We start from the raw sequence: 12,116 nt of genomic DNA on the forward strand, positions 1-12,116 counted from the left end.
CAGCAGCCTGCCTCCGCCCGGCCGGGATGACGAGGGCGTGAGAGCGGGCTGTAGCAATTGCTGGACAAGACGACATCGGCGCGCCGTCTGCACGTGCGAGGGATCCGGCAGCCAGGCGGGATCATCGAGTCCGTGACGCGATGAGCCGTCCTAGTACCCCGGCAGCACCAGCACGGTGCGCCGTACCGGCAGGCTGTCGCGCGACAGCAGGACGGACGGTCCGTCGCTTACCTGAACGTCCCAGTTCTCCTCGCCGAGCCGCGACAGGAAGCGGTTCAGCGTCGCGGTACCGAAGAAGTGCATCGGCACCACCAGCGGTACCTGCAGCTGGTCGAGCACCTCGAGCATTCCCTCGATGTCCAGCGTGTAGCTGCCGTCGACAGGGGCGAGCACGACGTCGATGCGTCCGAGCGCGTCGAGGTGCTCCCTGGTGAGCACATGATGCAGGTGGCCGAGATGCAGGATGCACAGCCCGGCCACCTCGAACACGAACATCGAGTTGGCGTCGCGGATCGTTTCGCCCATCCCGCCGCGTATGTTGGTCGTGACGTTGCGCAGCCAGACGTCGTCGACCGTCAGATCGTACCGGGCCGGCGCGCCACCCTCGCCCCAGCCCGGCAGCAGATGCTCGATGCCCGGATCGGGATTGAGCGAGTAGTGGGTGATGTGGGCGCGGTTCATCGTGGCGATGCGCGGGGTCGCGGGCGGGCGGATGGCATCGTTGTAGTCGGTGGCGATGGTCACGCCGGCCGGGCTCTCGATCAGGAAGGTCGCATGGCCGAGAAAGGTGAGCCGGACCTCGCTTTCCGCCTCGCCGTCGGCCTGGGCAAGGCGGAAGGCGGCCGGCACGACGCGCGGCATCTCCCAGGCGATCAGCCTGGGACAGCGTTCGGGCTCGACCGCCTCGGCCCGCTCGGTGTCCGCGCCGGCCGCGAAAGCGGCGAGCAGCATGCCGGCAGCCAGTCGTCCAAGTTTGCGGGCGCGCCGTCCCGCCATCTCGAAAACCTCCGACCTCGTGGCTACGAGACTGCCATGGCCGCTGCCGGCCGGCCAGCTTCCGCTGCTGACAAGCCCGTGAACAGGGCCCGACCGGCGTTGCCGATCCGCCACGGTGGCGAACGGATCGACCGATGCCCGCCGGATGCCACGATCTCATCCTTAACCCGCCCTTAATGGGCCGGATTTAGGTTCGATCACGCCGGTCGCAGCAGTCAGCCGGCGACGGGCGGCACCGCCGCTGTTCCAGCGTCGGCTCCCGCTGGCGCGCATCGAGCTTCGCGACGGAGACGGCCAAGCCCGCATGAGCCCGTACGATCTGAGACTGACCCCCGAGGACCGGCCCGGAGCCGTGTCCCAGCATCGCCCCTCCACCTCGCGCTCGGCCAAGCCCTCGCGCGACGGTTCGCGACGCACTCAACAGACGCGCCCTCGCCGCAAGCAGCGCCGTTCGCGCGGCGGCCGGCGTCGGCGCAGCCTGCTCGGGCGGCTGGTCCACGGCATCTTCCTGCTGGGACTGTGGGGCGTGATCGGCGCCATGGGCGTCGTCGGCTATTTCGCCCTCACCCTTCCGCCGCCCGAGGAACTGGCGGTACCCAAGCGACCGGCCAACGTGATGGTCGTCGCCGCCGATGGTACGGTGCTCGGCAATCGCGGCGAAACCCGCGGCGAGGAGGTGCGTCTGTTCGAACTGCCCCCCTACCTGCCGCAGGCGGTGCTGGCGATCGAGGACCGGCGCTTCTATTCCCATTTCGGTATCGACCCGATCGGCCTGGCGCGCGCTGCCTTCGTCAACCTGACCGCCGGCGGCGTCGTCCAGGGCGGCTCGACGCTGACCCAGCAGCTCGCCAAGAACCTGTTCCTCAAGCCGGACCGCACCCTCACCCGCAAGGTGCACGAGGCGCTGCTGGCGGTCTGGCTCGAGCACAAGTTCACCAAGGACGAGATTCTCGAGATGTATCTCAACCGCGCCTATCTCGGCAGCGGCGCGACCGGCGTCGAGGCAGCGGCGCGGACCTATTTCGGCAAGTCCGCGCGCGACGTGACACTGGCAGAGGCGGCGACCATTGCCGGGCTGCTGAAGGCGCCGTCCCGATTCGCGCCGACCGCCAACCCGCAGCTGGCCGAGGAGCGCGCGCAGACGGTGCTCTCGGCGATGATGGAGGCCGGTTTCATCACCGAGGAGGATGCCAAGCTCGCGCTGATCAGTCCGGCCACCGTGCGCCAGCGCACGCCGGGCGAGTCCGCCGGCTATGTCGCCGACTGGGTCTACGAACTCGTCCCCTCCTTCATCGGTGAGGTCCGTCAGGACATCGTCGTCGATACCACCATCGACACGCTGATGCAGAACGCGGCCGAGGCGGCGCTGGTGCGCGTCATCGACGCCGAGGGCAAGGAGAAGGGGGTGTCCGAGGGGGCGCTGGTAGCGATGGACACCAGCGGAGCTGTCCGCGCGCTGGTCGGCGGCCGCGACTATACCCGCAGCCAGTTCAATCGCGCCGTCAAGGCCAGGCGCCAGCCCGGCTCCTCCTTCAAGACCTTCGTCTACCTCGCCGCGATCGAGGCCGGCCTGACGCCCGACACGATCCGCAACGATGCGCCGATCTCGTTCGGATCGTGGTCGCCGGGCAACTACACCGGCAAGTTCAAGGGGCCGGTGACCCTCACCGAGGGGCTGAAGGATTCGATCAACACGGTGGCTGTCAGGCTTACCGCAGAGGTCGGGCCCGAGCGGGTGATCGCCGCCGCGCACCGGATGGGCATCACCTCGCCGATCGGCAAGAACCTGTCGATCGCGCTCGGCACCGCGGAGGTGACGCCGCTCGAGCTGGTTGCCGCCTACGTGCCCTTTGCCAGTGGTGGCTACGGCGTGGTGCCGTATGTGATCCGCCGCATCCGAACCACCGACGGCCAGGTGCTCTACGAGCGGCGTGGCGATGGCCCGGGCCGCGTCGTCTCCCTCGAGACCGTCGGCGCGATGAACTACATGCTGAAGCAGACGGTGGCCAGCGGCACCGGCCGGCGCGCAGGATTCGAAGGCTGGCCGGCCGCCGGCAAGACCGGCACCAGCCAGGAGTATCGCAACGCCTGGTTCATCGGCTACACCGCCTATCTGGTCGCTGGCGTCTGGCTCGGCAACGACGACGGCACCCCGACCAGGAAGGTTACCGGCGGCAGCCTGCCAGCCACCGTCTGGGCCGATTTCATGGCCGCCGCCCATGACGGCCTCGCCATGGCCGACCTGCCGGGCGAATACCATCCGGCGCCGAGCGGCCCGATGGTCGCCGACAGTCAGACCCTGCCATGGATGCAGGGCCAGCCCGCGCAGGCGGCTGCGCGCAGCGCCGACCCGAGCGCCCCGGTCCCGCAACGCACCGGCGGCGGGCTGTTCGGCAGGGGCGGCTTCTTCAACCGGCTGTTCGGCGGCGGCTGAGGCGGCCGCGTCTCAGGGCGGCGGGTCGCCGGCGCCGCCGCCGGCTTCGAGCCGGCAGAACGGCCCTCCCTGGTGCAGGTCGATCACGTCGTCGCCGCTCGGTCCGGGGTCGGCGGCGAGCACCGCCTCGGCGAAGACCTCCGAATCGTCCTGGGGACGGTAGCCGAGCCGATGCGCATTGGAATTGTCCCACCAGCTGCGGGTGTTGCCCGACACGCCGTAGACGATCTCGTGGCGGATGCCCGGTCGCTCGAGCCCGATTCCGATCAGCTGGACGAGATCGCGCGGGCTTATCCAGATCGCCAGCCGCCGCGCGTCGACAGGCCGGTCCAATACGTTGCCGATGCGGATCGACAGGATCTCCATCCCGTATTTGTGACCGTACAGACTGCCGAGCGCCTCGCCGAACACCTTGCTCACGCCGTAGCGCGAATCCGGCAGGGGCGTGACGTTGTCGCCGATCGTCTGGTCGCGCCGGTAGAAGCCGACCGCGTGGTTCGACGAGGCGAACACGATGCGGCGGACGCCCGCCTGTCGCGCCGCCTCGTAGAGGTTGTAGGTCCCCTCGATATTGGCCGGCAGGATCGCCTCCCACGGCCCCTCGACCGAGAACCCTCCGAAATGGACGATGCCGTCGACGCCCTCCACCGCGCGCGCGACGGCCTCGGCATCGGTCAGATCGGCGGGCACGTCCTCCTCGTCCGGGTGCCTGTCGGCGACGGGCGCCCGGTCCGACAGGCGCAGACGGTATGTCTCGCGCAGCAGCGGACGGATCATCCGCGCCGCTCCGCCGGCCGCGCCGGTCAGCAGGATCAGTTTCATGGTCATGTCGTTGACCTCGCGATGCGCCGCCGTCTGCCGTCACGGGGCAGGCGGGCCGGCGCAGTATCCGTGGCGTTGCCGTCAGGATCAACCGCGGGGGATCAATTCGCGATGGCGACGTCCGATTCTGGCAATCGGCCGCACGGCGCCGGACTCATCATCGGATGGTTCATCGCGCGCCGCATTCCCGGCCGGAACGGCTGGGCAGAGTAGTCACCGGCGGCAGCCTGACGAGAATGTTCCATATCGGGTGAGACCCGGGGTGAAGCGCCAGCGAGCAGTCCCGGGCGGCGGATCGCCATGCCGACGACGGTTCGGCCCGGCCGGTCCATTCGACCGCAACGTCACACATTTGCCGCGCAAGCAGGACCTATCGTCTGGACCCGACTGGCCGGGCGGCTGGCAGGTGACGTGCGTGCGAGCCCTGATCCTGTCCACCCTGGCCTTCACGTTCGCGAGGCGTATCCGATGACTATCCCGACGCGTGCCGCCGGTCCGCAGGTCGGAGCCTGGGGCGACAGGCTGAGCGGCTTCCTCGAGCGCCATCCCCGCCTGGCGCTCGCCGTCGCCGGATTGGAGTCCCGGCTGTTGCGCGACCGGCTCGCGCAGACCGATGTGCTGTCACCGGTCTATGTGACAGGCCTCGCCGGCTCCGGTTCGACGATCCTGTTCGAGCTGCTTGCCCGTCATCCCTGGTTTGCGACGCATCGCGGCAGCGATTCTCCGCCAGTCCTCTCGCCGGTCGCCTGGAACTGGCTCATGGATCTGGCTGGCAAGGCCACGGGCAAGGCCCGCGTGCGCGCCCTGGCCGATGGCATCAAGGACACGCCAGACCGCCTCGCGGCCTTAGAGGAGCGGGTGTGGATGGCCTTCTTCCCCGATCTCCATGCCCCGGGCAGGGACGCGGTGCTCGACCGGCGCACGTCGAACCCGCCCTTCGAGGTCTTCTACCGCGACCATATCCGCAAGATCCTGCTGCTGCGCGGCGGCGATCGCTATCTCGCCAATGCCAGCTACAACATCACCCGTATCGGCTACATCCTGAGCCTGTTTCCGGATGCCCGCTTCATCGTGCCGGTCCGCGAGCCCGTCGCCCAGGTCGCCTCGCTGATGCGGCAGCACGAACTGTTCTGCCACGCGGGCGGCATCGATCCGCGCGGCGCCCGCCACCCGGGCCGGGCCGGTCATCTCGGGTATGGCCTTGACCGGCGCGCGATGCCGATCAACGCAGACGGCCAGGCGTCGCGGATCGAGGCGCTGTGGCAACAGGGGCGCGAAATCGAGGGCTGGGCGCTCAGCTGGGCGCAGGTCTACGGCCATCTCGCCGATCGGTTTGCCGCCGATCCCGCCATTGCCGAGGCGACGATGGTGGTGCGCTACGAGGATCTGTGCGCCGATCCGCAGACGACGATGCGCGCGGTGCTCGCCCATTGCCGGGTGGAAGACGAGGCGATCATTGCCCATGCCGTCGCGACGGTGCGTGTGCCGGATCACCACCTGCCCGGCTTCACGCCCGCGGAGATGCGGCAGATCGTCGCAATCACCGGCCCGGTCGCCCACCGCTACGGCTATCCGGACCCGGCCGCCGCCGCCCGCCGCGCGGCCGTCCGCTGAACCGCTACCGCGCCGCGACGACGGCGACGTGCCGGGCGAAGTCGGGCGTCGCCATCAGCGCCTTGCAGCGCGCGAAGCGGTTGTTCGCATAGGCCCAGAAATCGTCGGCCGGATTGCCGTTGGCGTGCTGGATCAGGCCCCACAGCGTCCACAGAAGGTCGCACATCGCCTTGTAGATCACCATCCGGCCTACGTCGGCGGGCGCGGCCGGGCCGCCGAAATAGGCCTCGAGCAGACGGCGGTCCATCTCCGCGTCGAAGCCGCCTTCGACCGACAGGTCGCCGAGATCCCACATCGGATCGTTCAGTCCGGAATATTCCCAGTCGACGATCCACATGCGTGTCCCGGTGTCGAGAAAGTTCTCGCACAAGGGGTCGCAATGGCACGAGACCAGCGGCAGCTCGCGCGCGGCCAGCGCCCGGCGCACGCCGTCCGCCTCGGCGACGACGTCGTTGTAGCCGTCCGGCACCGCGGCGCCGAGGCCGGCCAGATGCTTGAGGTAGCCGTCGATCATCGCGAACAGCTCGAAGCGGAAGGCGAAGGGGGCCGCGCGGTCGTGCAGCTGCCGGAAGGCGCGGCCGGCCCGTTCGACGGCGCCGGGCCGATCGGCGAAGGCCTGCGGCGACATCGTCTCGGCACCGTCGACGAAGCGGGTCAGCATCACCCCGTCCGGCCCGAAATGCAGGACCTCCGGCGAAACCCCTGCGGTCGCGGCGGCGGCGGCGTTCACCCTCTCGACGGCGCGGTCGATATAGGCCTCGGTGCCCCTGCCGGGCAGCCTGAGGCAGAACCGGCTGCCGTCGGTGTCCACGCGGAACACACGGTTGGTCAGTCCGCCGAGCCGGGTGATCCGGGCCTCGGCGAGATCGGTCGCGGCGATCGTCGGGATGGCTGCCAGCGCCGCGCGGGCATCATCGATGTCGGACATGGTGTTCCCTTCCGTTGCCTCCGCCGTCACCCCGGCCGAGGCGCAGCGCAGAGTCGGGCGCGCGCGGCCAGACCGGAGTGTCGATCCCGGTACCCCGGCTTCGCCCCGGGCCGGAATGACGCGGCCGCGGGTTGCCGGGGCGGCGATCGACAGGCATGACGCGCTCAAGATCGGCCGCCTCATCCCCTCAGCCGCTCGCCCTTCGGATCATACACGGCGCGCGCTGCGCGCCGTGCCGGATACAGCCGGCCGTAGGCCTCGATGCAGAGGTCGCGTGCGGCAAGGTCAGCCGGCAGGTAGGCGAAGGCGATGGTACAGCCCACCGTGTGGCCGAAGCCGGCGCTCGTCGTCGTGGCGACCACAGCGCCATCCGCCAGTACGGCCTCGCCGCCGATCAGCGGGGCGAAGCCGTCGACGGTCAGTGTGACGAGCCGCCGCGACGGCCCCTCGGCCCTGATTCGCGCCAGTGCCTCGCGGCCGATGAAGTCGCCCTTGCCGAGCGCGACCGCAAAGCCGAGCCCCGCCGCGAACGGATCGGTGTCCGGCGTCACGTCCGCCGACCAGTAGACATAGCCCTTCTCCAGCCGCAGCGAATCGATCGCACGGTAGCCGACATCGATGATGCCGTGCGCTTGGCCTGCCGCCTTCAGCGTGTCGTAGACGGCGGCCGCCTCGTCGGTGGGCACGTGCAATTCGTAGCCGAGCTCGCCGACATAGCCGATCCTGGCCGCCCGGGCCCGGCCGAGCCCGATCTCGATGTCGCGCACGGCGAGATGGGGGAACGCTGCGTCGGAGACATCGTCGAGGCTCGCCGCCGCAAGCACGGCGCGCGCCTTCGGGCCGACCAGGTTGATGACCGCGATGGCGGAGGTGACCTCTTCCAGCCGCACCGATCCGTCGCTGGGAAGGTGGCGGGCGATCCAGCCCGAGTCGCGCACGCCGAACTGGCTGCCTGTGACGACATAGAAGCGGTCCCGGGCGACCCGCATGATGGTCAGATCGGCCTCGATGCCGCCCCGTTCGTTGCACAGCTGGGTGTAGACGCAGGTTCCCTCCGGCCGGTCGAGATCGTTGGCGGCGATCCGCTGCAGCGCGGCCAGCGCGCCTGGTCCGAAGATCTCGAACTTGGAGAACGAGGTCTGGTCGATCAGGCCGACCGCCTCGCGTACCGCCCGATGCTCGCGTGCGACCGCCGCGAACCAGCCCGGCCGACCCTCGAAGCTCGGCGTTTCGGACGCCTCGACCGCGCCGCTGTCGAACCACAGTGGCCGTTCCCAGCCGGCCTTCGACCCGAAGACCGCGCCGGCCGCCGCCAGCCGCCCGTGGAGCGGACTGGTGCGTTGCGGTCGTGCCGAGACCATCTCCTCGCCGGGATAATGCAGCGCATAGTAGCGGCCATAGGCCTCCGAGGATCGGGCCGCGAGCCATGACCGGTTTGCCTGATGTGGCGAGAACCGGCGCACGTCGAAGGGCCACAGGTCCATGCCCGGATCGCCGTGCAGGATCCAGTTCGCCATGGCCTCGCCGGCGCCGCCGGATGCGGCGATCCCGGCAGTGAAGCCGCAGGCGACGAAGAAGTTGTCGAGCTCCGGCGCGAGCCCCATCATCGGCTCGCCATCCGCCGATACCGGGATCGGTCCGTTGATGACCGTCTGGATGCCGATCTCCTCGAGGATCGGCAGGCGCTCTGCGGCCGGCACCAGGAACTGCTCGAGCCGCGCGTGGTTCTCGGGGAACAGTTCGCGACCGAACTCGAACGGCACGCCCTGCGGCCAACACGCCGGTGCCCCCTGCTCCCAGCCGCCGATGGCGAAGGCGCCGACATCGGGCTTCAGATAGAAGATCCGGTCGGGATCGCGGAATGTCGGCGTCTCGGGCGTCACCGCGACCTTCTTCTCGGTCACCACATATTGATGCTCGACCGCGCCGGCGGCGAGACGGACGCCGGCCATCTCGCCGATGCGCTTCGCCCAGATGCCGGCGGCATTGACCACGCAGTCGCAGCCGACCGCGCCGTGGTCGGTCAGCACGCGGACGATGCGTCGATCTCTCATCTCGAAACCGGTGACGCGGACACCCTCGCGAATCGCGATCCCGCCGGCGCGCGCAACCCGGGCATAGGCCTGGGTCAGGGCATAGGGGTCGATATAGCCGTCGGAGGGAATCCAGGCCGCACCGACGACCCCGCGGGTCGTCATCCACGGAAAGCGGTCCTTGGCCTCGGCAGCGGTGATTTCGTGGGCCTCGAAGCCGAAGCCCTTGGCCTGGGTCAGCGAGCGGCGGATCTCCGCCAGCCGTTCGGGCGAGGAGGCGATCCGGATCGATCCCGACTTCCGCCAGTCGATGACCTGACCCGATTCGGCCTCGAGCCGGTCGAAGACCGCGACCGAATTCTGCATCAGCCGGGTCAGGTTCTTCTTCGAGCGCAGCTGCCCGACCAGGCCGGCGGCATGCCAGGTCGAGCCGTGGGTGAGCTGCGCCTTCTCGATGACGAGCACATCCGATTCGCCGGCGCGGGCCAGATGATAGGCGATTGCCGAGCCGATCGCCCCGCCGCCGATGATGACGATGCGGGCGTGGGAGGGAAGCGCGCTCATCGCCGGCACCGGATGATCGCAGACCACCGCCGCCCGTCATCCCGGCGGCAGCGCGCAGGGTGCGCGGCATGCGGGGATCGGGATATGGCCAACGATATCGGCGTCGCGATCCCGGATCGGCCCTTGGCCGTCCGGGATGACGCAGGCACTGCGCATTGGTTTTCCATCACGCCTTCACCCGGATCATCTGCGGATCGTAGAGCGGTTCGAGGAACACCTCGGCCGCCACGCGCTCGGTGGCGACCTCGAGTTCGTAGCTGCCGGCCTCCACATAGGCTCGGTCGACGCCCGCACCGTTGCGGACATAGCCGTAGCCGATCGACCTGCCCACCGTGTAGCCGTAGCCGCCGCTGGTCAGCCAGCCGACGCGCTCGCCGTTGCGGTAGATCGTCTCGCGGCCGAGCAGGACGACCTTCGGGTCGACGGCAAATCCCGCCAGCAGCTTCTTCAGCGGTCCCCGCCGCTGCCGGTCGAGCGCCTCGCGGCCGAGGAACGGCTGGTTCGACTTCAGCTTGACCGCCCAGCCGAGGCCCGCCTCGAGCGGAGTATGGTCAGGTCCGATGTCGGACCCCCAGGCCCGGTAGCCCTTTTCGAGCCTCAAGCTCTCGATCGCGCGGTAGCCGGCCGGCCGGAGCCCGAGATCACCACCATGCGCGATCAGCGCCTCGTAGACATTGACGACATATTCGCTTGGCAGGTGCAGCTCCCAGCCGAGCTCGCCGACATAGGTGATGCGCAGCGCCAGGACCGGCGCGCCGGCCACCCCGATCTCGCGCACGGTGCCGAACGGGAAGGACGCATTCGACAGGTCCTCTCGGGTCAGGCGCGACAGCAGTTCGCGGCTGTTCGGGCCCATGACCGAGAGGGTTCCATAAGCCGACGTAACATCCACTGCCTGGACGTTCAGTCCAGCCGGAATGTTGCGGCGGATCCAGTCGAGGTCGTGCGTCGCGAAGCCGGTCCCGGTGACGATGTAGTAGCGATCGGCGGCCAGTCGCGCCACCGTCAGGTCGCACTCGATGCCACCGCGCGCGTTGAGCATCTGCGTATAGACGAGCCGCCCTGGCGGTCGCGTGACGTCGTTGGCGCAGATCCAGGACAGCGCAGCCTCCGCGTCCGGGCCGATCACGAGGAACTTGGCGAAGGACGACTGGTCGAACACCGTCACCGCCTCGCGGGTCGCCCGGTGCTCGCGTCCGACCGCCTCGAACCAGTTCTGTCGGCCGAAGCCGTAGACGTCTCTCGGCTCCTCGCCGGCCGACAGGTCGGCGAACCAGTTCGGCCGCTCCCAGCCGAGCTTTTCGCCGAACGCGGCGCCGGCCGCCTTGAGGCGGTCGTAGAGGGGCGAGCGCCGGCAGGGTCGGCCGCTCTCATGTTCCTCGCCCGGCCAGGCGATGGTGTAGTGCTTGCCGTAGAGTTCGAGCGTGCGCGTGCGGATCCAGTCCGTGTCGAAATGCGGCCGTCCGAAGCGGCGGATGTCCACCGGCCACAGGTCGAAGGGCGGCTCGCCTGCGACGATCCATTCCGCCAGTGCCATGCCCGCGCCGCCGCCAGAGGCGATACCGAAGGCGTTGAAGCCCGCGCCGACGAAGAACCCACGCTGCTCCGGCGCCTCGCCGAGAATGAAATTGCCGTCCGGCGTGAAGCTCTCGGGACCGTTGATCAGTTCCTTGATGCCGGCGTGGGCCAGCGCCGGGACGCGACCGAGCGCCAGCTCCATGGTCGGTGAGAAATGATCCCAGTCGGAATTGAGCAGCGCGAACGTGAAGCCCTCCGGGATGCCGTCGACGGCCCAGGCGATCGGATTCGGCTCGTAGCCGCCCATGACGAGACCGCCGACCTCCTCCTTGTAGTAGGTCAGCCGGTCGGGATCGCGCAGCGTCGGCAGGTCGGGCGTGACCCCGTCGATTCGTTCGGTGATCAGGTACTGGTGCTGCACCGAGACCAGCGGAACGTTGACGCCGGCCAGCCGGCCAACCTCGCGCGCCCACTGCCCGGCGCAGTTGACGACGATCTCGCAGGCGATCGTGCCGCGCGGCGTCACGACACCGCGGATGCGGCCACCCTCGATCAGGATGGCAGTCACCGGCGTGTCCTCGTAGAACCTGACGCCGGTCATCCGTGCGCCCTTCGCCAGCGCCTGGGTGATGTCGGAGGGATTTGCCTGGCCGTCGGTCGGCAGGTAGGCGGCACCGACCACGTCGGACACGTCCATCAGCGGCCAGAGTTCCTGCGCCTCCTTCGGTGTCAGCAGATGCATCTCGAGCCCGAAGGAATGAGCCGTGGTCGCCTGCCGGCGCACTTCCGTCCAGCGGTCGGCGGTGCAGGCAAGCCGCAGGCCACCGTTCATCTTCCAGCCGGTGGCAAGTCCGGTCTCCGCCTCGAGCCGGTCGTACAGACGGACCGAGTTGCCGAGCAGCTGGGTGATATTAGCCGACGTACGGAGTTGCCCGACGAGTCCTGCTGCGTGCCAGGTCGAGCCCGAGGTGAGCTTCGCCCGCTCCAGCACGATGGTGTCGGTCCAGCCGAGCTTGCCGAGATGGTAAGCTGTCGAACATCCGACGATGCCGCCGCCGATCACCACGGCACGTGCGTCCTTCGGCAGGTCAGTCATGAGCGTGTTTCCTGAGGTATTGCGCTTGTCTGTTCATCGTCGGTCCGGTGGCCTGACGCCTGGGCAGGGTCGTGTCACGCGTCGATTTCCGGCCTGCCGTGGAGAGCCGGG

7 protein-coding genes are annotated in these 12,116 nt (G+C 69.2%); 2 read left to right on the forward strand and 5 right to left on the reverse strand.

The genetic code is table 11. The features are described from left to right. Nucleotides 1–150: 150 nt before the first annotated feature. Nucleotides 151–996 (reverse strand): MBL fold metallo-hydrolase, encoded by an 846-nt coding sequence (locus EDC22_RS07175; RefSeq protein WP_132805927.1) that lies wholly within the window; start codon nt 994–996, stop codon nt 151–153. Between the two features lie 304 nt (nt 997–1,300). Here EDC22_RS07175 and EDC22_RS07180 point away from each other — a divergent pair, with 304 nt between their 5' ends. Then, the gene (locus EDC22_RS07180; protein WP_132805928.1) at nt 1,301–3,430 is read left to right on the forward strand and encodes a transglycosylase domain-containing protein; all 2,130 of its coding nucleotides are present in this window, start codon (nt 1,301–1,303) and stop codon (nt 3,428–3,430) included. A gap of 12 nt (nt 3,431–3,442) precedes the next feature. Here the strand turns inward: EDC22_RS07180 and EDC22_RS07185 are convergent, their stop codons facing one another. Then, the gene (locus EDC22_RS07185) at nt 3,443–4,252 is read right to left on the reverse strand and encodes an NAD-dependent epimerase/dehydratase family protein (RefSeq protein ID WP_132806018.1); all 810 of its coding nucleotides are present in this window, start codon (nt 4,250–4,252) and stop codon (nt 3,443–3,445) included. Nucleotides 4,253–4,720: 468 nt separating this feature from the next. Here EDC22_RS07185 and EDC22_RS07190 point away from each other — a divergent pair, with 468 nt between their 5' ends. Continuing rightward, on the forward strand, nt 4,721–5,866 hold the full coding sequence (locus EDC22_RS07190) for a sulfotransferase family protein (RefSeq protein ID WP_165926820.1): 1,146 nt from the start codon (nt 4,721–4,723) through the stop codon (nt 5,864–5,866). Between the two features lie 4 nt (nt 5,867–5,870). Here EDC22_RS07190 and EDC22_RS07195 read toward each other — a convergent pair whose 3' ends face one another. From EDC22_RS07195 to EDC22_RS07205, 3 genes are all read right to left on the reverse strand, one after another. Continuing rightward, nucleotides 5,871–6,794 carry a choline/ethanolamine kinase family protein gene (locus tag EDC22_RS07195; RefSeq protein WP_132805930.1) on the reverse strand — a complete coding sequence of 308 codons (924 nt, stop codon included), beginning with the start codon at nt 6,792–6,794 and terminating at the stop codon, nt 5,871–5,873. A gap of 179 nt (nt 6,795–6,973) precedes the next feature. Next, nucleotides 6,974–9,391: a GcvT family protein gene (locus tag EDC22_RS07200; RefSeq protein WP_132805931.1), complete on the reverse strand. Its 2,418-nt coding sequence runs from the start codon at nt 9,389–9,391 to the stop codon at nt 6,974–6,976. Between the two features lie 166 nt (nt 9,392–9,557). Further along, entirely contained in the window at nt 9,558–12,005 is a 2,448-nt protein-coding gene (locus EDC22_RS07205; protein WP_132805932.1) for a GcvT family protein, read from the reverse strand. Nucleotides 12,006–12,116: the final 111 nt, after the last annotated feature.

The organism is Tepidamorphus gemmatus, from assembly GCF_004346195.1.
Taxonomy (GTDB): domain Bacteria; phylum Pseudomonadota; class Alphaproteobacteria; order Rhizobiales; family Tepidamorphaceae; genus Tepidamorphus; species Tepidamorphus gemmatus.